Here is a 23843-nt window from a genome sequence, read left to right as displayed (position 1 = left end):
TAGGATTTAGTTTAAAGTTAATTTTCGTTTTTTTCGGCTCGGTTTATAATGCTTTCGGGAAGTGCTTTTTTCGCTTTAGCGCCCATTTTTTTTAATTTTTCGACACTCACAATTAGATTTCCTTTTCCTTCTACCAGTTTATTCATCGCACCGCTGTATTCTATTTTGCTCTCGTCTATTTTTTTTCCAATTTTGATTAAATCTGCCACAAAACCTTCAAATTTGTCATATAATGCGCCGGCCTGACGTGCAATTTCTAGTGCGTTTTCCTGTTGTTTTTGATTGGTCCACATACTGTCAATTGTTCGTAGGGTAGCCAGAAGAGTTGCTGGAGTAACAATGACAATGTTTTTCTCGAACGCTTTGTTGTATAAAGACGTATCCTCATTGAGTGCCATGGCAAAAGCAGGTTCAATAGGAATAAATAACAACACAAAATCAGGACTTTCTATTTGGTACAAATCATGGTAGTTCTTATTGCCAAGTTGCTCTACGTGGCGTTTGATGGAACTGACATGCTCTTTTAGATAGGCAATTTTTAGTAGATCATCTTCTTCATTGATGTATTTTTCATACGCTGTCAAAGAAACTTTAGAGTCAACAATCATTTTTTTACCGTCTGGTAGATTGATCACAACGTCAGGGAAAACGCGATTTCCATCTTCGGTTGTGAAGGCTTGTTGCACCTCATATTCACGGCCTTTCTCCAAACCTGATTTTTCAAGAACGCGTTCTAATACTAATTCGCCCCAATTTCCCTGCATCTTACTGTCGCCTTTCAAAGCCTTAGTCAGGTTGATGGTTTCCTTGCTCATCTGGATATTCATTTCGCGTAAGCCCAGAATTTGTTGGCGTAAAGCAGCATGATAATCAATGCTTTCTTTGTGGGTGTCTTCAACTTTTTTCTCAAACAATTGAATTTTATCCTGTAATGGTGTCAGGATGTTTTTCATGTTTTCTTTGTTCTGTTCCGTGAATTTAGTGGACTTTTCTTCTAGGATTTTATTGGCGAGATTTTCGAATTCTTTGGTGAATTTTTCTTGTAGTTTCTCGACTTCTTCTTTTTGTTCTTTGTTGCGTTCCCAAAGATTCTCAAAATCAACTTCTTTTTTTGAAAGCTGAATGGCTAGACTGTCTTTTTCGTTTCTGATGCTTTCTTTTTGGGAATGGGTGTTTTCCAGTTGCTTTTCAAAAGTTATTTTGTCTACAATTAGTTGTTCTTTCAGTTGATTGAATTGGGTGGAAAATGCAATCAGTTTTTCTTCTAAACTAATTTTTTCCGATTGAAATCGAGCAGAGAAAATGAGCTTGCCAATGAAAACACCAATCGCGAGCGCAACAATAAAAATCAATAAAAACGGAAACATATCTGACATAGAATTTCTTTTTGTAACGTTGTAAAAATAAACAAAAGTTTCCTGATTTTCTTTCGGAAATCAAAATACTAATGCAAGTTTTTTTATAGAAAGGTATTAATTTTGATGACTCAAACAGGCGGAGTTTTAAAAACATATTAGATAAAAAAGCCAGATTTCAAAAATGAAATCTGGCTTTTTTGAATACTGAAATTAGTCGTTTACTTTTTTACTAATTTATCTTTGAAAACTACTTTAGTACCATTGGAAAGGGTATAAATATAAATTCCTACCGGTAAATGAGCCACATCAATTCTTGTTGTGTTATCGCTGTTAAAACCTTTTAATTCAATTGGAACTCCCACCGATCTTCCTTGAATATCATAAATGGCTAGCGTCAGGTCCTTTGTGTTGCCGGAATTAATTTCGATAGTAAAGGATTCTGATGCCGGATTTGGATACGTAACTACCGTTGATCCATTAGCCGAAATCAAATCATTAGTCGATAAGGTGGAATCTGCTTTAAGTTCAAAACGCGCAATGACCGGCCCATGATCAGAGGTGGTATTGACATAATTAGCCACATCCAGTCTCGGGTCGTAAACTGTTGTTGAATTTGGTACATACTCTGCCATTAATTCATTTGAAATGATAATATGGTCTAAGAAACCTCCAGAAGACAGGTAGCTGAAAGCTCCCGCTTTGCTGATTTCTAAAGTCAATGGATTGTATCGAGCTGTATCTTCAACCATTTTTTGGAACGAGGATGGATTACCTGCAATTACAGATTCGTCGACATCATCGTTATAATCTCCTAAGAGGATTAAATTGGCCTCTGGATAATTGAAATCTAAACTGTCTTTCAACAATTCAGCGTCATATTTCCTCATATTGTATCTTGCGATATCGCTGCCACTATTTGCTCTGGCGTGAATGTTAATGATTTTTATGTCTTTTTTTACACCGCCAATATTAGTTTCAATTTCAACCATATACGGCAGCCTACCTGAGGCGAAAAAACTACTACTGTTGCCGCCTGGATAATTGGGTAAGGTGGTTTTACCAGCACGAATATCATTAAAAAGTTGACTGAACATCACACGGCTTTTTTTAAATGTAGCTGTTTGGGTATTATAAAGCACCACTAATTTTTGAGCGGGGAAGTCAGGTGTAGGCGCATTGAAAGAATAGGACCAAGCAGGAGAAATCATTTTGTTAAAGGTTTTTCCGTTGATACTTATTTTTTGTATTAAAGTTTCTAAAGCCGCATCATGTGCAACCTCCTGTACGGCATAAACATCAGCATTCAAAGTATTCATTATTTTAGCCACATTGTCAATTTGTAGTGCATCGTCAATTGGCCCAAATTCAGTTCCCGTTGAACCGATTGTATTACTTCCAAAAAACTCTAAGTTGTACGTTACGATGTCAAATGTTTCTGTTTTGGGTAACGAGGATCCTGATAAAGATCCAATTTCTTGATTTAACCCGGTTCCAACTGCAGTCAAAGGACCTGAAATGCTCAATGCTTTTGACGAAGGAAAAAAACGAGCATAAATTGTCTTACCCTTAACAGCATCTTCAGCTGAAATTTCGACACTAGATTTGAAAGTACTGTTGTCTGGGGATAATTGATAATCAAATGGAGCTGTAAGAGTGATTGTGCCGTAACCTCCGGCCATAAAAAGGAACGATTGGCTTTGTGAAGCCGTATTGGGATTTACTTCTGCAAAATTTAAAGTAGGATTAGCTGCTAAAAATGTTGCTTCGTTAGTAATGCGCACATCATCAACAGTCCATTCGGCGCTATCCGTACCGCCGGAAGTTGGAGTCTCATATACCCAGGCCACATAAGTATGATTGGTTTTATAGGCCTCGAGATTGATATATTGCGATTGTTTGAAAGTTCCTGTAGTACTTGGAAAATCGCTTTCAAGAACCGTCCAAGTGGCTGTTTCCGGGGTGCTTTTGCCATCATAATCTACTGAAACCATTAATTTAAGCGGTGTTCCAGCGAAAAATTTACGCGAATAAAAAGACAATAATGGGAATTTATCAAAAGTATCCAAACGTAAATTAGGAGAAATTAACCAATCTTTACTGGCACCTGTTTCTGAATATCCATTCATTTGTACAGCAGCAGGAGAACTGTTGAAACGGGTAGTTGTGCTCACCCATTTATTCTTGTCGCCTGCCACACTATATTCTGTCCAACCACTGTTTGTAAGGACATTTACATCATTAAAAGCTTGAAAATAGGGATTTATTCCTGTTCCTGATAAAGACACCGTCTTTGTAGAAGCGCCAGTAGATTCATGAGTGATTTGACCTGAAAAAAGACCAGTTGCAGTAGGTGTAAATCGTACATAAACTGTAGGTGTTTTATTGTTATTGAAATCTTGGGAAGCAAAAACCAATGCCGTTTGAAAACCAGTACTTTGATTTTTAGAAATGGTAAAGTTTCCAGATGTTGTCAGGGTTACTGCTCCAGTAAGATTAAGCGCTTCAATCTGGTAGTTTATTGCCGTTGAACTGAAATTTTGCTCCACAAAATTGAAATCTAATGCAGCTTTAGTAGTCGACAAAGAGGGAACAAGAACGCTGGAAGTTGTTATGTTTAATAGATTGCTTTCAGTTTGAGTATTTCCAGTTGCATCTTCAGATATAGAATATAAAACATAATCAGTGCCTAACGATAATCCCGTTATGGTTTTTACAGACTCAATCGCGGCGTCCTTAATTTCCAGGATACCGGATTGTAAAGCGGGTGCATTGGTCGCATTTGTTCCTGCTTTTATTTGTGCACCGCTTGGGGTTGCACTTCCTGAAGGCAATAGCACAAAATAGGTTTTTCCGGGCTCGTCTAGTTTAGTCGAAAAATCAAATCCATCAGAAAGAATGCTGCTTATTTTTGGATATCCCACGGCATTTACAGGAGCTGTAACATCATTTATCACACTAATGTTATCAATGGCAAATGAGGGACGGAAACCACCGCCTGAAACTTGTCTTGAAATCCATCGGATCTGAACTACGTCTTTATTGTCGCATTCTGTTGGCAGGACAACTTTTATTTTTTGAATGTTTTGCCCTATTGTTCCTGAAGTTTGTCCTGTTGTACCGCTCGAATACACCGTTGGGTATAAAGTAATAAAAGCATCAGCGGTGCCCACTCTGTATTGCAGGACGAACTCGTTGATCCGCGTATTGGAAGTTCCATTATAGGGATTACGAATCACCATCGCATCATATTCTACGGTAATTCCAGATTTACCAAGTGTTTTGAAAGCAAATCCTAAAGTTAAATCCAATGAACCGGTATTTAGAAAACCAATTTTTCCATTGTAATTATGGAAATTCCCGCTCGTTGTTGCAGCGGTACTACTGGCCACTAATGGTTTGTCTGCAACAACTGCAGCTGCGGTATTAAATGTACTTCCCGGTGCTGTACTGGCTGTCCAGCCCTGAAATCCGGCGGGATATGTAGCAGAGGCTGCATCTAAAGTTGAAAAATCCTGTAAAAAAAGTAAATCTTGAGGAGCTGGCGCAGTTCCTTGGGCAAAAATAGAGGCCGTAAAGCAATAAAAAAAACTTAAAAAAGCCAGGATATGGCACAAATGGTACTTGTTTTTCATAGGTTTACGATTGAATTAGGAGTCAAAAATAACATTTCTTACGTTAACAGAATATTATAAATTCGTACTTCGGATTGTTTTTAAAGGAATTTATTATAAAAGAAAAGAGCTTCAGTAAAACGCAATTGTTCGCTTTTTTTCAATACGATGAATTCTTATTTTATCCAGTTTTATATTTCCTTCGATTTCAAAAGCTATACTTCAGAATTTATATTTTTGCGTGGATTTTTACTACTACTGCATACTTCATCTGTCAGTCGGCTTTTTCAAACCTAAAGCAGTTGTTTTTCTGCAATCTGTATTTTTAAAGTTAAGATAGCAACTTGCTGTAACAGTTCATCATTTATCCAAAGTAATTCTATTCGTTAATAAAATATTTAGTTTACACCAATAAATGTTTTCGGTTTTACTTTTTTAAACCCATTAAAAACTAAGCTATCTTTGTGCCAAAACAGAAAGTATAACATGTCTCATTCGCACTTTATCATACACAAACCATACGGCTATCTGAGCCAGTTTATTTATGAGCTCAAAAGGAAAAAGAAACTGCTGGGTGAATTGTACGATTTTCCCAAAGGAACTATGGCAATAGGACGTCTTGACGAAGATTCAGAAGGGTTATTGTTGCTGACCACGGACGGAATGATGAGCGAAATCATTAGAAGCAAAAAAGTCGACAAGGAATATTATGTACAAGTTGATGGTATTATTAATCAGGATGCCATTCAGCAATTGCAAAAAGGAGTCGAAATTGGTTTTAATGGCACTAAATACATCACTAAACCGTGTACTGCTTTTTTGATAAATGAAGTTCCCGCTTTTGGTGCCAGAGGGAAAAAAATAAGGGACGAACGCCATGGTCCAACTTCCTGGGCTTCAGTTACTATCAATGAAGGAAAGTTTCGCCAAGTACGAAAAATGACCGCAGCGGTTGGGTTTCCTACCTTGCGATTGGTTCGAGTGCGGATAGGAAATGTTTTTTTACATGACTTACAGGCGGGAGAAGTTGTGGAAGTGTCTGATTTTGCAGTCCTTTCAAATGAAAAATAACAATAAAAAATACAATAGTTACAATGTTAAATATCGTTTTAGTAGAACCCGAAATACCAAATAATACCGGAAATATTGGCCGATTGTGCGTAGGAACCGAAAGCCGGTTGCATCTAATTCATCCTTTTGGTTTTGTGATCAATGATAAAAATCTAAAGCGTTCTGGACTCGATTATTGGGTGCATCTTGACGTTACCGAATATCAAAATATAGCCGAATGGAAAGTGCAGATTCCGGATTTGTCCCGCGTTTTTCTGATGAGTTCCCACTCTAAAAAATCGTATTTAGAAAATGATTTTCAAGAGGGTGATTGGTTGGTTTTTGGCAAAGAAAGCAAAGGGTTGAGTGAAGCTGTTTTAAACGAATTCCCCAATCATCTGACAATTCCTATGGCACCGCTGATCCGGAGTTTCAATATTGCTAATTCCGTGGCTTTTGTCATTGGCGAAGCAAAAAGACAAATAGGATTACAGATTTAAGAAATAATAAACTTTCCTTTTTCAGCATCAAAAACAATATGCTCATCTTTGAACAGCGTATTGAAAGTTCCTTTCATAATCAAATTACAAGGTTGGTCCTGAACGACGGTTTCCGGAGTCATAATGATCATTTCATCACTTAATTGTATGGCCATATCAATATCATGTGTAGAAAAAAGAATGCATTTTTGAGTTTCCGCTGTAAGTTTTTTTAGGAGTTTAAACAACACCACTTTGTGTAATAAATCTAAATGGGTCGTGGGTTCATCCAGAATGATTAACGGTGTGTCTTGTGCTAAAGCCCTTGCGATCAGAACGATTTGTAACTGTCCGTCACTGATTTCGTAATGTTTTTTTGAGACCAAATGACCAATTTGTGTGCGTGCAATTGCTTGGTTAATTTTAGCAATATCAGTGTCGGTTAATTTTCCAATCCAATTGGTGTACGGTTGCCTTCCTAAAGCGATGAGTTCCCAAACGGTCAAATTACTGCGCGGTAATTTTTCAGTTAAAACGATGCTTAAATTTTGTGCCAAGGTTAACGTATCCAGCTCGTGAATATTTTTGTTATTCAGCAAAGCAGTTCCTGAAAGGGGTTTCTGAATTCCGGTTATGGTTCGTAAAAGTGTAGATTTTCCAATTCCGTTAGCGCCTATTAAGGCAATGAGTTTTCCTTTATCTAAGTTTAAGTTGAGGTTTTCGGCAATAGAAATAGTCGCACTTTTAGTTTTGTAACCAATGCTCAAATTGTTTGTTGAAAGGATGTTCTTAGTGGTACTCATTTTTCTTTTTTTGGAAAATTTAAACGTCGATCATATCGATTTTAAAAACAAATATAAATATAGGCACGCAATTTTTAATATTATCCCATCATTTTTCGTTTTCGGACAATCAGCCAGATAACTATAGGCGCTCCTAGTAAGGAAGTGATGGCATTTATTGGCAATGTGATATTCGTACCTGGCATTTGGGAAATCGCATCGCAAATGAGCATTATTGCGGCTCCTAAAAGGAGGGTGCTCCAGTACAATATAGAATGGTTGCTGGTTTGAAACAGTAATTTTGCTATATGTGGTACGGCTAAACCAATGAAAGCAATAGGTCCAGCATACGCAGTAATGCTTCCCGCCAAAATACTCGTTGCAATAATGATAATCAATCGTGTTCTTTTGAAATTCAGTCCCATACTTTGGGCATAATTCTCTCCTAAAAGCAAGGCATTAAGTGGTTTTACGCTGAATAGGCTTAATAATAATCCTATAACTACGCACACTGTCAAAATCAAAATCGAGGACCAAGAAAGATTCCCTAAAGATCCCATAGACCAGAAAGTGAATTTTTGCAATTGTTCTGCCGAGCTAAAATAGGTCAGTACGCCCACCACAGCACTTGTAAAACTACCAAACATCAAGCCTACAATCAGTATGGTCATCGTGTCCCGCAAGCGTCTGGAAATTACTAAAATGGCAAGTAGAACGATAGAACTGCCAAGGGTAGAGGCAAGGACTACTCCGTAAGACGACAGTAAAATACCACTTAGAAATGGAGGTAATAATCCCGCACCCAAAATTACAAAGGCAACTCCCAGACTCGCTCCTGAACTCAACCCTAAAACATAGGGACCAGCCAGCGGGTTTCTAAAAAGGGTTTGCATTAATAATCCGCTGATCGAAAGTCCCATTCCTACTAAAACTGCTGTGATTGCCTTAGGTAAGCGGTAGTTGATAACAATGTATTCCCAAGTTGATCTGCTGGCCTGACCACCGGTTAAACTCGTGTACACTTCCCGAAAAGGAATTCGTATCGAACCCAAACTGATGTTCAGAAAAAACAAGAAAAGAAGCCCTGAAGCAAGAGCGGAAAATAAAATGATATTTCGGTTTTTATTGGCCAACTTAGTTCAGTTTTTGTGCAAAAGTAAAAGTATAATTTGGAAGCAATTCAGGGTGAAAAATTTTGATATAGTCTTTTAAAATCAAATCCGGTCTGCTCGGTCCTGTTTCATAATAAATGGTTCCTCCTGTTGCTCCTAATTTGCTTTCGAAAGTATAAATATTTTTGGTAGAAAAAGCGTTAAACTGACTGTAATGGGGATTGCTTTTTTCTAATTCTGACAGGTTTTTAAATGACCCGGAAGCAATCCAGTGAGTCGCATTTTTTGCTTTATACAATACCTGTTCAAAAGAAAGTGCCTGGCTTCCTGTTCCTTCCAGATTTGCCCAGAGATACGTTGCTTTTGCATCTTTCATGAATTGTGCCACCCAGCTGTTTCCCTTGGCAATAAACCATTGATCTTGATACATTGAGCCATACAATACAGTAGATTCAGGCTGTTTGTCTGCAACTAATTGTACCGCTTCCTTGTAGTCTTTTGTAATCTGGTCAAAAAGTATTTTAGCTTCTCTTTCTTTGCCAAAAAGAGCGCCATAAAGTTTGAGCCATTCTGCTTTTCCAAGAGGAGATTGTTCCATCCAGTCGCCTTGAATCATGATTTTCAATCCGCTTTTTTGTAAGTTTTCAATCATCGGGTTGTTATTGTCGATGCCAAAAGTGACAATCAGGTCAGGAGCGATATCGATGAGTTGTTCCATGTTTAGCTTTTCATTTTGCCCCACATTTTTGATGGAACCCTTGTCAATTAAACGACGGGTTTTCTCAGAAGATACGTAATCAGTATGCGGAAAACCAACTAATTTGTTTTCGGCACCAATCATTTCCAGGAAAGGAATATTGGTTGTTGAGGTAACCACAATCGTTTCTAACGGCACTTGAATTATGAGGTTTTTTTGTAAAGTATCGGGAATAACAGCTCCTTTTTCTTTTAAGATATAAGTGAAGTCTGTAGCAGCATTTGGCCATGGATTACTCACTTTTACCAGCGAGTACCCTTGATATTTGTAAATAGCCAGACCACTTGCATATTCAATTTCGTTGTTAGCGTTACTTATTTTTAGTGTTGCAGGGTTTTCGTTTTTTTTGCAACTGACGAATGATAAAAGTGCCACCGCAAAAAGGATTTTATAAAGATAAATTTTCATGATTCCATTTTCAATACTGGCAAAGGTAGGCCATTTATAAAATTTATTGTTTAATTTTTACAGTAAAAATTTCAACAAATACTATCTTTGACAAATGGATAGCCTAAAGATTAAAAACTGCTCCAGTTGTACAAAACCTTTTAACTGCGGGCACGATTTTCAAGGTAATAGCTGTTGGTGTGCTGATTTTCCTCCTGTTTTTTCTCCTTTAGATGGTGTGGATTGCCTTTGTCCCAGCTGTTTTGCTACGGCTTGTTCGATTAAAATTGAGGAGTATGTGGGCACAATAACCCCGGAAACGGCTAAAGGAAATAAAGCAGCAACTTTGCCTAAAACGGATCAGCTAATCGAAGGGATCGATTATTATATTGCACAAGGCAATTACGTTTTTAAGGCTTGGTTTCATTTAAAAAGAGGACATTGTTGTACTAATGGTTGCCGCCATTGTCCCTATGGATTTAAAAAGAAGTAGCATGATATATTTGATAACAGGTGGAGAACGCTCCGGAAAAAGTAGGTATGCTCAGGACCTGGCAATGGAACTTTCGGCCAGACCCATGTATGTGGCAACCGCCAGAAAATGGGATGGTGATTTTCAAAAGCGAATTGATCGTCACCAACAAGAACGTGACGAGCGCTGGATAAATATCGAGAAAGAAAAACAATGGAGCGAGATCGATTTTTCCGGTAAAGTAGCCGTGATTGATTGTGTGACCCTTTGGTTGACTAATTTTTTTGTAGACACTAAAAATGATGTCGCTTTATGTTTGGAACAAGCCAAAGCCGAATTTGAACAAGTGGCCAATCAGGAAAATACAACCGTTATTATTATCACTAATGAGATAGGCATGGGCGTACATGCTGAAACTCAAATTGGTAGAAAATTTACCGAATTACAAGGTTGGATGAATCAATATTTAGCTAAAAATGCGGATAAGGTGATTTTGATGATTTCTGGAATTCCAGTTACCATAAAACAATAAAAGATGAATTTTGTAAGTTCTTGGAGCGGAGGAAAAGACAGCTGTTATGCTGTGATGAGAGCTAATCAAAACGGTTTTATTCCAAAGGGATTACTCAATATGATGAATGAAAACGGGAAAGTTTCCCGCTCACACGGATTGCCGTTGTCTGTTTTGAAGCAGCAAGCCTAAAAAATGCAGGTGGCTATTGAATCACTGTTTGTCCAAACTTTAAAAGTACTCAAAAACATCGTATTTCAAGATGAAAAACTTAGATGAAATTATAAAATCGCGCCGAGATACCCGTCATTTTACCTCGGAACCAGTCCCTGAATCTGTTATTGAAAAAGCATTACAGGCCGGCCATTATGCTCCTTCTGTTGGATTGACGGATGCTACAAAGTATTACCTCATTAAATCAGATGTCATAAAAAAAGCGATAAAAAATTTATTTTTGGATTTTGATAAAAAAGCAGCGAATCAAACTGACACGGCAGCACAAAAAACGCAGTATCAAGCTTTAAAATTAGAGGCAATAGAGGAAGCACCGCTTGGATTGGTGATTTGTTATGATCGGGCGGTTTTAAATAATTTTACCATCGGCACCGTGGGAAGTAATGAAGCCATCAAATTTAGTGCGGTTTGTGCTGCGCAAAACATTTGGCTTTCCCTAACCGAACAAGGGTATTCCATGGGCTGGGTTTCTATTTTGAATTATAGTCAGTTCAAGGAATTATTGGGTTTGGGAGAAAATATGGAGCCTTTAGGGTATTTCTGTGTGGGAAAACCAGCTACTGATTATGACAACCAACCCATGTTACAGCAATTGAATTGGAAACAAAAATCAGAAAGTCCATCTGTCGAAGAAATTACGAAAGTGCATCAAAAAGATAATATTTCGGTGCCGAAATTTAAGACTACCATTCTAGATACAATCCATTTATCTGAAGCACTGCAGTATAAAATCGATCAGAAGACCAAGCCAACAGGTTCATTGGGTGTTTTGGAAGTTTTAGCCAAACAAATTGGCGAAGTTTTTCAAACATTGGAACCAAAAATTTTAGAACCTACACTTGTTGTTTTTGCTGCAGATCACGGAATTGCTGCCCACGGTGTTAGCGCTTATCCACAAGATGTTACCAGACAAATGGTGGCTAATTTTCTGGACGGTGGAGCTGCAATAAATGTGTTTTGTAAACAAAATTCCATCAAATTAGCCATAGTTGATGCAGGAGTAAATTATGATTTTTCGATGACGAGTACTTTGATTTCGGCCAAAATTGCCAAAGGAACCCAGTCGTTTCTGCAGGGTCCTGCAATGAGTCTTACCGAATTGCAGCACTGTTATACCAAGGGGAATGAAATTGTTACCGCTATTGCCAAAACGGGAAGTAATTGTATTGGTTTTGGAGAAATGGGTATTGGGAATACATCAACTTCTTCAGTTTTGATGAGTGTAATTACTGGAATTGCAATTGAAGACTGTATCGGAAAAGGAACTGGAGTAAGCGATGAAAGACTACTTCAAAAACACCGCTTACTCAATAAAGCTATTGAGGATTATCAAGGCTCGCCAACATTAGAAGATAAGTTAGCTCATTTTGGGGGCTTTGAAATTATGCAAATGGCTTCTGGAATGCTCACGGCACATCAAAACAGAATGCTGCTTCTTGTAGATGGATTTATTTGCAGTGTGGCTTTTTTGATTGCCTATAAAAAAAATCCACTGATTCTAAAAAATGCTGTTTTCTGTCATTGTTCTGCAGAACAGGCGCATGCTAGATTATTGGATTATTTAGGTGTAAAAGCCTTGCTCCAACTCGACTTGCGCTTGGGCGAAGGAACGGGTTGTGCGGTGGCTTTTCCAATTATTCAATCGGCAGTTGCTTTTTTGAATGAAATGGCCAGTTTTGACAGTGCCGGTGTGAGTACAAAATAATAATTTTTTCAGTCCAAATTCATAAATAGAGCACTAAAAACGACATAAAATCCAGATTGCATTCACATGAAAAAAGAACTACACATATTTTTTACCGCATTGATGTTTTACACCCGAATTCCCTGTCCTAAAAACATCGATCATAACCCGGATTATTTAAATAAGGCATCTCGTTATTTTCCTTTAATTGGTTGGATTGTAGGTACTATTAGTTTTTTAGTCTATGATGTATCGGTTGGTGTTTTTACCCCTGAAATAGCGATTGTTCTCTCGATGATTGCTGGAATCCTTACTACCGGTGCTTTTCATGAAGATGGTTTTGCTGATGTTTGTGATGGTTTTGGTGGGGGTTGGACCAAAGAAAAAATCTTGGTGATAATGAAAGACAGTGCCATTGGAGCTTATGGTGCCATAGGTTTGGTACTGCTGTTTTTATTGAAGTTTCAGGCTGTTTCGGAGGTACTTACTACTTCTTCATTACAGAATTTATTGCTTTTTGTTGCAGCACATTCCGTGAGTCGTCTGGCAGCCATTTCTATTGTTTTTACGCATCAGTATTCCCGTGAAGATGCCTCGAGTAAAAGCAAGCCCATTGCACAAAGTTATTCCTGGTGTGAGGTGATTGGGGCGTTCTTTTTTGGGTTGTTACCGCTTATTGTTTTGTCTTTTTTTCATTGGCAAATGCTGTTGGTGTTAGTGCCGGTTTTTATCACCCGCTTTTTTCTGGCCCGCTATTTTCAAAAATGGATAGATGGCTATACGGGGGACTGTCTTGGTGCAACACAGCAAGTTTGTGAAATTATATTCTACTTATCTTGTATTGCTTTATGGAAGTTTATTTAGTACGCCATACCGAAACCGTTTGTGAAAAAGGAATTTGCTACGGGCAAGCTGATGTGGCATTGTTGGAACCTTATGAACAACAATTTGAAGCCATAAAAACACAAATTCCTGCTGAAAGTCTCGTGTACTCTAGTCCGTTAAATCGATGTGTGGAGTTGGCACACTATCTGTCAGCAGCAAAAATACAAATAGACTCCCGGTTAATGGAAATGAATTTTGGCGATTGGGAATTGAAAAATTGGGATAGCATTCCTGTTATCAATTTGACCCCTTGGATGAATGATTTTGTTCATGTTCGTGTACCAAACGGGGAGTCTTTTACAGACCTCCATGATAGAGTTAGCGATTTTTTAGATAATGGACTTCCTAAAAAGACCATTAAACCTATTGTGATCGTGACCCATGCCGGAGTGATTCGAAGTATTTTGTGTAAAATTACAAAGTTGCCATTACAAGAAGCGTTTCAAAATAAAGTGAACTTTGGAGCGGTGATTAAAATTGAAATATAAAATTGAGAATAGTGTAGGATAATAACGTATTATAATTTTATCTTTGCCGCCGTAATGAGGTTGCTGTTTTGTTTTTCATACCAGCATTAAAAGGGAATCAGGTAAGCGATTACAGATTTCAGTATTCAGATTAGAGAGTTTACATCCTAAATCAAGAATCCTAAATCAAGAATCAAAAATCCTGGGCTGTACCCGCAACTGTAAGCTATAAAGCTTGTTGTTATCTACAAAACCACTGTTCGTCTTTACGAATGGGAAGGTAAACAACAAGACGCGAGCCAGGAGACCTGCCTGTTACATCGAGTATCAAACTTTCGGGAAAAAAGGTTTGGGTATGGGTAATTCTATGCTTTTCTCCCATTTATAGTCATGTGGCAGTACCATAAAACTGCTATTAAATGTTTCAAAATGAACAAGAAAATCGTTCGTATTAGTGCGCTCTGCGTACTGATGACTTCGTGTGCTTTCGCACAACAAAAAGACACCATTGCATCCACAAATCGATTGGATGAGGTCGTAATTTCCGATTCTAAATTTGCTTTGCCAAAAGAAAAGTCTGGAAAAGTAATCGTAAAAATTACAGCCGAAGATTTAAAGAGAAGACAAGGGCAAACTGTAGCTACCATTTTGAGTTCAGTAGCCGGAATTGAAATCAACGGAAACCAAAGCCGGAATGGAAAGGATTTAGGGGTTTACATTCGTGGGGGACGAAATCATCAAGTGCTAATTCTTATTGATGGTGTTCCGGTTACCGATGCTTCTGGAATTAGCTTATCGTATGATTTGCGCTTGCTGCCCGTTGAACAAATAGAAAGTATTGAGGTGATGAAAGGCGCTTCAAGTACTTTATACGGATCGGGTGCCGCTGCCGGAGTTATTAATATTACGTTGAAAAAAGCTTCCAAAAAAGCGATTGCAGCAAATGCATACCTTAATGTGGGCACCCAAACGATTGCCAATCAGGAAAATTATAGTATAAATGACTACAGCCAAGGGGTTGCTTTGAACGGAAGCGCTGAAAAAATTAATTATTATGCTTCCTTAAACAGCACCGAAACCACGGGAATTTCTGAGGCAAAATCACCTAATGACGCTGTTTTATTTGAAGCTGATCGTTTTTCCAGAGTGAACTCAGTGGTGAAAATTGGTTTCAAGCCAACAGCTAAATTAGATTTGGATTTCTTTGCAAACTACGATAAAATAAAAAGCGATTTTGATGCAGGATCTTTTGCGGATAACGATGAAAACAGCAGTGCCTCTGAACAATTTCGAGTTGGGTTTTCACCAAAATACAAATATAAAAAAGGAGAATTTGTAATCAATTCAAGTGCTAATTTAATTACAAGATCCATTTTTAATTATGGAACAATGTTGGATTATAAATCCAGAAGCGTCAATGCAGATGCGTTTAATAAATATGAAATTTCACCTGAATTATTCCTGGTAACAGGTGCTCAATTTCAATTTCATGAAATGTCTAATGAGAGCCCGTACGAGGCCATAGCAAATGAATTGGCCAAATTTAATATGATTGATCCCTATGTGACGGCGGTTTATAGCTCTGAATTTGGGTTAAACCTGAATTTGGGAGCTCGTTACAACATGCACAGTAAATACGGAAATAATTTAGTTTACAATGTAAATCCTTCTTTTTCATTTCCTAATTTACCCTTGAAACTACTAGCTTCTTACAGTACGGCATTTGTAGCCCCTAGCTTGTATCAATTGTATTCTCCTTATGGTGATTTGAATTTATCCTCAGAGAAAGATAAAACATTTGAATTGGGTTTTGAAACAACGATGATTGATAAAAAATTGGTTCTGAATGCTTTGGTTTTTCAAAGAGAGGAAGAAAATGCGATTGGGTTTGATTTAGTGTCTTACAAGTATTTTAATGTCGCGGGTCTAAATAAAGTCAAAGGGTTTGAGACCATGATTTCGTATGCTTTGACGGCTAAAATAAATTTGAATGCCAATTATGCGTTTACAGAATTAGAAAAACAATCGCGAGTGCTGAATCCAAAACACAAAGCGAACGCCGCAGTTGATCTGCAAGCAACGCCTCGTTTGGCTTTTAATGCCACATATCAATTTGTTTCGGATCGCTATTTTGAGTATACAACATATCCGGCACCCACTTTTGATCCGGTATTGAATTCTGAAATACTGAAAGATTACCAGCTGATCAACATGAATGTACGGTATGAGTTGATCAAAAATCGAATGAATATTTTTGCAGCAGCAGATAATATTTTAGATAAGGATTTTGTTGAAACAAGAGGGTTTAGTACCAGAGGACGAAATTTCAAAGTAGGTTTGAATATCAAAATGTAATACCATTGCATTATTCAATAAAAAAAGAGGCTTTCAGTGATGAAAGCCTCTTTTTAGTTTATAAAATATTCTTATTTCAATTCTGAAATGAATGCTACGATAGTTGCTGCAATTTTATTTTGTTCCACATCATTGGTTAAATAGTCTCTGTCACCAAGGTTTGACATATAACCCAATTCAACGAGTACAGCCGGCACTTCTGATTTTTTTAAAATGTAGAATGGAGCTTTCTTTATTTCTGATGATTTTATAGTAGTATTGCTGATAAATTTGTTGCGAAGTTCCACCGCAATTTCATTTGACCTTTCATGCGCAATTGATTCTGTGGCAATATAAAATTCCATTCCTGATTTTGATAGATTTATATTTTGATTGACATGAAGTGACAAAACTAAATCAGGTTTGATTTTGTTGATCAGCGCAGAACGGTCACTCAAAGAAAGAAATTGGTCTCCAATTCTTGTAAGGTGTATGGTCACTTTCTCATTATTATTCAAAAATTTGATTTTGTTTGTGATTTGCGCTACAATTTGTTTTTCAGTAGCACTACTGGAAGTTGCTCCAAAATCAGATCCACCATGTCCGGCATCAATAACAACATTTATTTGTTTGGATGGGACAGTATTCGGAATTATAAATGCAAAAGAGACGACGGTGGCAAGAGTTAGAAATAACGGAATTGCTTTTTTCATGTGGTTTTGTTTAATTTGTTATTCAATTGTAGCTAACAAAAACAAGAATTATTGTGTAACTTTATTTTATTCTAAAGCTCTCAAAAGACCTTCTGGTGCTTTCTCAATGTACATTTGGTTTTGGATTCCTTTTATTGATTTGGCATCCGTGAAAAACTCAAAATCTTGTCCGGGACTTGGTCGCAACGTGCGGGAAGTTCCAGTAATTTTCCCAATGGCTGTTCGTAATAAAGGTTCCGCAGAATCGCCAAGAACTCCCAGAGTGCTCAATGTTTCTTTTTGAAGAAAATCAGGTTGTAACCCATTGAAGTAATCCCCAAAACCAACTGAATTGACAATTTTTAACACGATTGGCTGCATGGCATATCTGTGATTGGGATTCCTGCTTTCAGCTCCAAAAGTCGGGGAGTCATAAAGCGTTACGGATCCTACGTTTTTTCCTACCGTAACATCTCCAATTTGTATAACTTGAATGTGAGGTTCTAGCCCGTTGATTACTAACTCGCTTGCTGATGCAGAGCTTTTCGTAGTTAAAATATAAATTTTAGTCAATCCTAAACTATTGATGGCTGTGCTTCCTATTTTATCGGTAAAATAATTGAATAATGCTTCGGGATTTTCAGCCTCGAAATAAGCATTAATTTTTGCATTCCATTGTTGTTTTGCAAAGACTTTTCCTTTAAATTGCCCGGTAATCATACTTGCTAATCGTGTAGCCGTTTGCACAGAACCTCCTCCGTTATATCTTAAATCTAAAACCAAATCAGTAACTCCTTGTGATTTTAGAGATGCAAAAGCGTCGTTTAATTGAGTGTCAAAATTAGCATAAAAGCCATTGTACATCAAATAGCCTATTTTGTGAGAGCCGGAGGTGATTACTTTATTGATTAAAATTGGATTTTCGGATAGGACTGTTTTTGTCAATGCCACTGATTTACCGTTGTTGACAATTGTAGTTCCGTTATAATCAGCAAGATTTAGTGTGTAATTTTCGTTTGAACCAAAAAGTAACGATTCATAATTGCTTAAAGTCAGCTGTGTACCATTTACAGCAGTAAAAAAATCACCACGTTTTATAGCTTTACTGGAGGCGTCTGAGTTTGCAATAATATAACGAACATAACCAAATATTTCAGTTGTACTGCCTGGTTTAAAACTTAAACCAAAATCGATACCATTGTTTTTAGTGGTACCCTGAAGCGTTCCTTCGAGTTCTAAATAATCGCTTACAATCCAACTAAATCTATCCGTAGAGGGATTTACCCGCAATGCATTAAACAAATCCTCAGGCACGGGATAGTCTTTTAAAAAAGAGTTTAATGCAGTTTGATCTGCGAATCGGTCATCGTCTAAATTTGGAACATCAGCTTGCCACAAATAGTACAGATTCATTCCTTTCCAAATGAAATCCTGAATCTCTAGACTTGCAGGTGGTGCCACGTCATCATTGTCCTGACAGCTTTGTAAAGTGAAAGTAGCTATGAAAAATAAAAGCGTAAATTTGAATGCTGTTCTCATAATTATGTTTTAATACTTTATTAACGTAAAAATACTAACTTTAGTTTTATTTTGTGTTTTTTTGTTGCAAAAATAAATAGGATTCATCTTAAGAGTATAACTCGTTTGATTTTTTAATAGATTTGAAAGAGTCCGGAATCCTGTTGTCACTTTCCTGGGCACGAAAAATGATTTAAGAATTTATGATACAAATACACAATTATGGAATCAGATAAAGTCGAGGGTTTATTAGAAAAATACTTTCAGGGAGCGGCCACTTTAGCCCAAGAAAAAGAGTTACGGGATTATTTTTCGTCTCAGGATGTTGCTTCGCATTTACAACAGTATGCTTCATTATTTGACTGTTTTGCTGTTGCAAAAGAGCAGCAGAATATGAATAAAACTCCAGTATTTGAAGTTGTTATGGCTAAAAACAAGAATAAAAAAGGGAATTTAGGCTGGGTCTCTATTGCAGCTTCAGTTGTTGTTTTGATGGGAATAGCAACGTATGTCCTTTTTGATTTGGATGCTACAAAAGAAAATACAAATTTAGGAACCTATGAAGATCCTGAAGCCGCTTTTAGGGCCACTCAAAAAGCATTGTCATTATTATCCAAGAATGTGAATATTGGCATAAAAAGTGTACAATACATTGAGAAATATCAAAACCGTTGAAAACAGGGTTTTTGTCAGCACTAAAAAAGAGTGGGAAAGATCCTGAAAATCAAACTAAGAATACTAACAATAAAATAATTAAATAAAATGAAAGCAACCATTCGAAAAAGTATCAACAGGAGTTTTAGCAAAAAGTGTCTGATCACTTTAGTGTTTCTAGTTATTTCGAGTCCATTTTTTGCGCAAGCAGTCTTTGACAAATTTGACGGACAAGATGATGTTACGGCCATTATAGTCAATAAAAAAATGTTCGACTTGATGAGTAAGGTCAAAGTAGATGCTTCTGATATAGAAACGCAACAGTACCTGAGTTTGATAAAAAAATTGGACAACCTAAAAGTTTTTACTACAAAAAGTACCAGAGCAGAGGGAGAAATGAAAGCTGCTGCAGAGAAGTACATCAAAACAGCGGGATTAGAAGAGTTGATGCGCGTGAATGAAAACGGAAGGAATATAAAAATTATGGTAAAATCAGGAACTTCAGATTCTCAAATTAGAGAATTGCTGATGTTTATTGAAGGAGCTAAAAATGAGGATACAGTGCTGATGTCATTGACAGGAAATTTTGATTTGAATGAAATTTCAGTTCTTACCGATAAGATGCGAATTCCAGGAGGTGATGACTTAAAAAAAGCAACTAAAGGCAGAAAATAAGAGGAACCCAACCAGCGTAATGATTATGATGATCGTATTGCAATAATCGAACATTGAGTTAGAACAATTGTAGCCGCTACAGCTGTTCATGAAATAAACGGAATTATATTTATAAAAAAAGCGTCTTGGTGTTGTAATCGAGACGCTTTTTTTATGCCTATTTCAAGAATATTATTTGCAAAACATTTTTTTGTTTTTAACGGCACTTTGGCTTCCTAATTTAATGGCTTTGGTGAAATCAGCGCACGCATTTTTTTTATTTTGAATGTGAATATTAGATAACCCTCTAAGATTATAGGCAATGTAGTCTTTAGGATTTAACGTGATAGATATCGTACAATCTTCAATGGCTCCCGTATAATTTTTAGCCTTGTAATTGATGTCAGCCCTAGTTGTATAAGCATCTCCTTTTTTAGGTTCAATAATGATGGTTTTATTGACATCATCTAACGCCCCTTTTATATCGCCTGATTTTTGTTTCAAAAGTGCTCTGTTTAAGTAGGCTTCAGCAAACAATGGATCAGCTCGTATGGCTTTAGTATAATCAGCAATAGCGCCTTTTAGATTGCCTGTTTCTGCTTTTTTTAAAGCTTGGTCAAAAAACTCGTAGGCAATTGGACTCTGACTCCAGCCAGTTAAGGAACTTAATAATAATGCAAGAAAAATTAATTTTTTCATAAAAATAGATTGCAGGGTATTGGGACTTCTAGAACTCGATTAAAGAATAAAATTGCGTAATAAATGTACTGTTTTTTTATTTAGATATTAAATTAACGCATTTAAATGTAATTTATTTTACAAAATGAAACCAATAAAAAATCACCAAAAGTTGGTATTGTGAATGGATATGCTAACGAAATTAGAGCAGCAAGTTAAGGAAAATTGTGACTTAAGCTAAGTACTTTTGTCTTTGTCTCCAATATGATAAGACTCACTAGTTTTTGATAATTTATTTAATGCAATAAATAATTTGGATCGTAAACTCAGCAAGCACATGACGTTCTTAATCAATTAAAACTATCGACGATTTTGTTGAACAAAAAAAGCCTGCAAAGCACTAATTTTGCAGGCTTTTTTATTGTGACCACGGTGGGATTTGAACCCACACGCCCTTGCGAGCACCAGCCCCTCAAGCTGGCAAGTCTACCGTTTCTCCACGTGGCCTTATAAAAAAAAAGGTCCAGTAATAAATTACTCGACCTTTTGTGACCCGACTGGGGCTCGAACCCAGGACCCCATCATTAAAAGTGATGTGCTCTACCAACTGAGCTATCGAGTCAATGCTTCAAGGAAAGTATGTGTTGATCACTAAAATTGTGACCCGACTGGGGCTCGAACCCAGGACCCCATCATTAAAAGTGATGTGCTCTACCAACTGAGCTATCGAGTCATTTTCTTTCCTTGAATGCGGGTGCAAATATAAGGACTTATTTTGGAGTTTTCCAAGCAATTTTATTATAAATTTGTCTTTTTTAAACAAAATTACTCAACACCTTAATTTGTAAGGTTTTATTCAGATGAAAAAAATAATTTTATTAGGTTATATGGGGTGTGGTAAGTCTACAATTGCAAATAAGTTGTCCAAAATTATCCAAATTCCTTTTGTAGATTTGGATGAAAAGATAGTAGAGAAGATGAATTTGTCCATAAATGCCATTTTTGAAAAGCATGGAGAAATTTATTTTAGAAAGGTAGAACACGAAGTTTTTATCGAATTATTAAACGCTCCCGAATCATGTATAATAGGTTTAGGTGGAGGAACTCCTTGTTATGCCAATAATCATGAGTTGCTAAAAGGAGATAATGTTGTTTCTATTTATCTAAAGGCTTCTATTGAAACGTTATTGAACAGATTGGCTTTTAATGTAAGTAAGCGTCCACTGATTGCGGATAAAAGTCCTGAAGATATGAAAGAGTTCATAGCAAAACACCTTTTTGACAGGAGCTTTTATTACAACCAAGCGCAATATAAAGTTGTGGTTGATGGTAAAACAATCGATCAGACTGCGCAGGATATTGTGGCTCTTTTAGCTTAAATACGCATAATTAGTATCGTTTTCATCAAAAACAACTTGTACGTGCTCTAATAACGAAGTAGAAAGCGAGATTCCTTTAAAATCTGCTTTTACAGGATACTTTTTGTGATTTCTATCCACAAGCACTGCGGTTTTGAATTTTTTCAAAGGAACATCTATAAAGTGTCGTACGGCATAGATAAGTGTCGTTCCGGAGTTTAATACATCATCTACCAGAACTAAACCTTTATTGGTATACTGTTCTTTTGATAACGAAGTATGAATGGGTAATTGAGGGTTTTGTTTGTTGATCTGCACTTCGCATAGTGCAACTTTAAGAGGGGAAATAGTTTCCAGGACGGCGGCTATTTTTTTTGCGAAAATGAAACCATTACTGGCGATTCCTGCAATGACTATTTCCTCTTCATCTACGAAAGTTTCATATATTTGGTAGGCAATTCTTTTTATTTTGTGATCAATTTCCTGATTTGTTAAGATGATATTTTTGCTCATTATTTAAAATTTTTATATTCCCCTCCCCAACCCTCCCCGAAGGGAAGGGAGCTAGGACTGGCAAAGGTTATTCGATGTTTTACTTAATTTTTATTTGTCACTTATCTTACATTCAAAACTCTGGGGTGAGAATTGCGTTTGATAAAGTTCATTCGGGATTGTACTTAATTTACTAAGGCTAGTCTCCCTCACCTTCGGGGAGGGTCGGGGAGGGGAGAAATTCATCAATATCTCTTCGATCTTTTTTGGTAGGTCTTCCCGTGCCATTCTTTCGATAATGTTCTTTTGATAGTTTTAGTAATTCTAAATGTTGATACGCTTCTGCCGGAGTATCGTTTCGTCTGTAAATATCAACCAGTTTTGCTCCGACACGATTTTCCGGGATATCCAACACGGTGATTATTTGGGTAATTTGGTCTTTCCGAAACGTGATTTTGTCAGTAGCGAAAACTTCTTTAGAAGGCTTGGCAACAAGACCGTTAACAGTTACGTGATTCTTTTTGCAGGCTTCAGTAACCATATTTCGGGTTTTATAATACCGCACGCACCATAAATATTTATCTATTCTCATAAATTTTCTAAAATAGGAGTTAAATTGTTTACAAAAATCAATCAATATTGTATCTTGCGCACTTAAAAAAATTAGCTATAATGAACAAATTTAAGTATTATTTTATTCTATTAATTACAACTATCTCTTTATTTTCATGCTCAAAGGATGAGGCTGCTGAAATTCAACCGCCTAGAGATTTCGCAGTGCAATATGCGACTGATTTAACGGATATCGAAGAATATTTAAAAAACTATTATATCACAGTTGTAAATCACGCCGGTTTCCCGGACGACCAGGACGTTAGCTATACAAAAATTCCTGCAGGAGGTAGCCAGCCCTCTATTTGGTCTTATAAAGATAAAACAACCTTTCCTAAACTTTTGAGTAGAGATGTCAAACTTCATGATATAACGTATACCTTGTATTATTTAGTGCTTAGAGAGGGAGCGGGCAAATCTCCTACTAATGCTGATGCGGTATTGGCTTCTTACAAAGGAGATTATTTATCCCGAACCACGGTTTCGGAAGTTACGACACTTTCTGCTACTCAGTTTGAGGTGGTGAAAAACCCACAACAATTCTTTAGTTTGCTTACTACAGTAGTAGGATGGGGCGAAACTTTTCCGCAATTTAAGACTGGGACTTACGATTCTAATACAGATGGGACCGTATCTTACAGAGATTTTGGAGCAGGAGTAATGTTTTTGCCTTCTGGATTAGGATATTATAATTCAGGAAGTGGATCGATTCCTTCTTACGCACCTCTAGTTTTTAGTTTTAAATTATACGAAATTAACAGACTGGATTCAGATGGTGATGGAATCATGAATTTTCAAGAAGATCTTGACGGCGATGGTTATATGCGCGTTTTAGCGACAGGAGTTATAAATCCGGATGATACGGATGGAGATGGAATTCCAAACTTTTTAGATACTGATGATGATGGAGACAGTGTGAGTACCAGAACGGAAATCACGGATGCTAATGGCGTTTTAATCCCATTTGAATCTATCCCAAGCTGTAACGGAAATACTACTGATCCGGCAAGAATCAAAAGACATTTAGTAAAATGCAATTAAAACATACAAATCAAAAAAAAT

General features: G+C 36.9%; 23 protein-coding genes, 3 tRNA genes and 1 riboswitch. Of the genes, 13 read left to right on the top strand and 13 right to left on the bottom strand.

Annotation, left to right across the window (positions count from 1 at the left end):
- Window positions 1-17: 17 nt before the first annotated feature.
- Both rmuC and EKM00_RS07320 read right to left on the bottom strand, forming a co-directional pair.
- Complete coding sequence (gene rmuC / locus EKM00_RS07325; RefSeq protein WP_126515751.1) at window positions 18-1376, bottom strand: DNA recombination protein RmuC; 1359 nt, start codon at window positions 1374-1376, stop codon at window positions 18-20.
- Window positions 1377-1576: 200 nt separating this feature from the next.
- Window positions 1577-4990 (bottom strand): T9SS-dependent choice-of-anchor J family protein, encoded by a 3414-nt coding sequence (locus tag EKM00_RS07320; RefSeq protein ID WP_126515750.1) that lies wholly within the window; start codon window positions 4988-4990, stop codon window positions 1577-1579.
- A gap of 465 nt (window positions 4991-5455) precedes the next feature.
- Here EKM00_RS07320 and EKM00_RS07315 point away from each other — a divergent pair, with 465 nt between their 5' ends.
- Window positions 5456-6040, top strand: a complete 585-nt coding sequence (locus EKM00_RS07315) for a pseudouridine synthase (protein ID WP_126515749.1) — start codon at window positions 5456-5458, stop codon at window positions 6038-6040.
- A gap of 23 nt (window positions 6041-6063) precedes the next feature.
- Window positions 6064-6519 (top strand): tRNA (cytidine(34)-2'-O)-methyltransferase, encoded by a 456-nt coding sequence (locus EKM00_RS07310; RefSeq protein ID WP_126455575.1) that lies wholly within the window; start codon window positions 6064-6066, stop codon window positions 6517-6519.
- Here the strand turns inward: EKM00_RS07310 and EKM00_RS07305 are convergent.
- From EKM00_RS07305 to EKM00_RS07295, 3 genes are all read right to left on the bottom strand, one after another.
- A complete protein-coding gene (locus tag EKM00_RS07305) occupies window positions 6516-7301 on the bottom strand; it encodes an ABC transporter ATP-binding protein (protein ID WP_126515748.1) in 786 nt (261 codons plus the stop codon). The two genes, EKM00_RS07310 and EKM00_RS07305, sit on opposite strands and share 4 nt — an antisense overlap.
- An 80-nt stretch (window positions 7302-7381) precedes the next feature.
- Window positions 7382-8413 (bottom strand): FecCD family ABC transporter permease, encoded by a 1032-nt coding sequence (locus EKM00_RS07300; protein WP_126515747.1) that lies wholly within the window; start codon window positions 8411-8413, stop codon window positions 7382-7384.
- 1 nt (window position 8414) lies between these two features.
- Window positions 8415-9557, bottom strand: coding sequence for an ABC transporter substrate-binding protein (locus EKM00_RS07295; protein ID WP_126515746.1), 1143 nt, complete (start codon window positions 9555-9557; stop codon window positions 8415-8417).
- Window positions 9558-9651: 94 nt separating this feature from the next.
- Here EKM00_RS07295 and EKM00_RS07290 point away from each other — a divergent pair, with 94 nt between their 5' ends.
- From EKM00_RS07290 to EKM00_RS07260, 7 genes are all read left to right on the top strand, one after another.
- Window positions 9652-10029 (top strand): DUF5522 domain-containing protein, encoded by a 378-nt coding sequence (locus EKM00_RS07290; protein WP_126515745.1) that lies wholly within the window; start codon window positions 9652-9654, stop codon window positions 10027-10029.
- 1 nt (window position 10030) lies between these two features.
- Window positions 10031-10540, top strand: coding sequence for a bifunctional adenosylcobinamide kinase/adenosylcobinamide-phosphate guanylyltransferase (locus EKM00_RS07285; RefSeq protein ID WP_126455584.1), 510 nt, complete (start codon window positions 10031-10033; stop codon window positions 10538-10540).
- 3 nt (window positions 10541-10543) lie between these two features.
- Window positions 10544-10711 carry a hypothetical protein gene (locus EKM00_RS07280; protein ID WP_126515744.1) on the top strand — a complete coding sequence of 56 codons (168 nt, stop codon included), beginning with the start codon at window positions 10544-10546 and terminating at the stop codon, window positions 10709-10711.
- A 70-nt stretch (window positions 10712-10781) separates the two neighbouring features.
- Complete coding sequence (gene cobT, locus EKM00_RS07275) at window positions 10782-12458, top strand: nicotinate-nucleotide--dimethylbenzimidazole phosphoribosyltransferase (protein ID WP_126515743.1); 1677 nt, start codon at window positions 10782-10784, stop codon at window positions 12456-12458.
- Between the two features lie 66 nt (window positions 12459-12524).
- Entirely contained in the window at window positions 12525-13301 is a 777-nt protein-coding gene (locus EKM00_RS07270) for an adenosylcobinamide-GDP ribazoletransferase (protein ID WP_126515742.1), read from the top strand.
- A complete protein-coding gene (gene cobC / locus EKM00_RS07265) occupies window positions 13286-13810 on the top strand; it encodes an alpha-ribazole phosphatase (RefSeq protein WP_126515741.1) in 525 nt (174 codons plus the stop codon). Before EKM00_RS07270 ends, cobC begins: the two co-directional genes overlap by 16 nt.
- 39 nt (window positions 13811-13849) lie before the next feature.
- Window positions 13850-14119: riboswitch (cobalamin riboswitch) on the top strand.
- 99 nt (window positions 14120-14218) lie between these two features.
- Complete coding sequence (locus EKM00_RS07260) at window positions 14219-16144, top strand: TonB-dependent receptor plug domain-containing protein (protein ID WP_233592254.1); 1926 nt, start codon at window positions 14219-14221, stop codon at window positions 16142-16144.
- A 71-nt stretch (window positions 16145-16215) separates the two neighbouring features.
- Here the strand turns inward: EKM00_RS07260 and EKM00_RS07255 are convergent, their stop codons facing one another.
- Both EKM00_RS07255 and EKM00_RS07250 read right to left on the bottom strand, forming a co-directional pair.
- Window positions 16216-16836: an N-acetylmuramoyl-L-alanine amidase family protein gene (locus tag EKM00_RS07255; RefSeq protein ID WP_126515740.1), complete on the bottom strand. Its 621-nt coding sequence runs from the start codon at window positions 16834-16836 to the stop codon at window positions 16216-16218.
- A gap of 66 nt (window positions 16837-16902) precedes the next feature.
- A complete protein-coding gene (locus EKM00_RS07250) occupies window positions 16903-18354 on the bottom strand; it encodes a S41 family peptidase (RefSeq protein WP_126515739.1) in 1452 nt (483 codons plus the stop codon).
- A gap of 201 nt (window positions 18355-18555) precedes the next feature.
- Between EKM00_RS07250 and EKM00_RS07245 the strand changes: the two genes are divergently transcribed.
- Together EKM00_RS07245 and EKM00_RS07240 are read left to right on the top strand one after the other, a co-directional pair.
- Complete coding sequence (locus tag EKM00_RS07245) at window positions 18556-19008, top strand: hypothetical protein (protein ID WP_126515738.1); 453 nt, start codon at window positions 18556-18558, stop codon at window positions 19006-19008.
- Between the two features lie 87 nt (window positions 19009-19095).
- On the top strand, window positions 19096-19662 hold the full coding sequence (locus tag EKM00_RS07240; protein ID WP_126455719.1) for a DUF4252 domain-containing protein: 567 nt from the start codon (window positions 19096-19098) through the stop codon (window positions 19660-19662).
- Window positions 19663-19833: 171 nt separating this feature from the next.
- Here EKM00_RS07240 and EKM00_RS07235 read toward each other — a convergent pair whose 3' ends face one another.
- From EKM00_RS07235 to EKM00_RS07220, 4 genes are all read right to left on the bottom strand, one after another.
- Window positions 19834-20340, bottom strand: a complete 507-nt coding sequence (locus EKM00_RS07235; protein WP_126515737.1) for a tetratricopeptide repeat protein — start codon at window positions 20338-20340, stop codon at window positions 19834-19836.
- A gap of 403 nt (window positions 20341-20743) precedes the next feature.
- Window positions 20744-20826, bottom strand: a tRNA-Leu gene (locus EKM00_RS07230).
- A gap of 42 nt (window positions 20827-20868) precedes the next feature.
- Window positions 20869-20941: transfer RNA gene (locus EKM00_RS07225), tRNA-Lys, on the bottom strand.
- Window positions 20942-20979: 38 nt separating this feature from the next.
- Window positions 20980-21052, bottom strand: a tRNA-Lys gene (locus tag EKM00_RS07220).
- 127 nt (window positions 21053-21179) lie between these two features.
- On the opposite strand from EKM00_RS07220, the gene EKM00_RS07215 reads away from it, so the two are divergent.
- The gene (locus EKM00_RS07215; protein WP_126515736.1) at window positions 21180-21698 is read left to right on the top strand and encodes a shikimate kinase; all 519 of its coding nucleotides are present in this window, start codon (window positions 21180-21182) and stop codon (window positions 21696-21698) included.
- On the opposite strand, the gene EKM00_RS07210 is transcribed toward EKM00_RS07215, so the two are convergent.
- Entirely contained in the window at window positions 21690-22190 is a 501-nt protein-coding gene (locus tag EKM00_RS07210) for a phosphoribosyltransferase family protein (RefSeq protein ID WP_126455725.1), read from the bottom strand. The two genes, EKM00_RS07215 and EKM00_RS07210, sit on opposite strands and share 9 nt — an antisense overlap.
- 178 nt (window positions 22191-22368) lie before the next feature.
- Entirely contained in the window at window positions 22369-22761 is a 393-nt protein-coding gene (locus EKM00_RS07205; RefSeq protein ID WP_126460811.1) for an RNA-binding S4 domain-containing protein, read from the bottom strand.
- An 80-nt stretch (window positions 22762-22841) separates the two neighbouring features.
- Between EKM00_RS07205 and EKM00_RS07200 the strand changes: the two genes are divergently transcribed.
- Window positions 22842-23822 carry an FKBP-type peptidyl-prolyl cis-trans isomerase gene (locus EKM00_RS07200; RefSeq protein WP_126460814.1) on the top strand — a complete coding sequence of 327 codons (981 nt, stop codon included), beginning with the start codon at window positions 22842-22844 and terminating at the stop codon, window positions 23820-23822.
- Window positions 23823-23843: the final 21 nt, after the last annotated feature.

It is taken from the genome of Flavobacterium sp. RSP15 (assembly GCF_003968755.1).
Classification (GTDB): domain Bacteria; phylum Bacteroidota; class Bacteroidia; order Flavobacteriales; family Flavobacteriaceae; genus Flavobacterium.
Note: the sequence above shows the minus strand (reverse complement) of the source record. Positions and strands in the feature narration are given on the sequence as shown.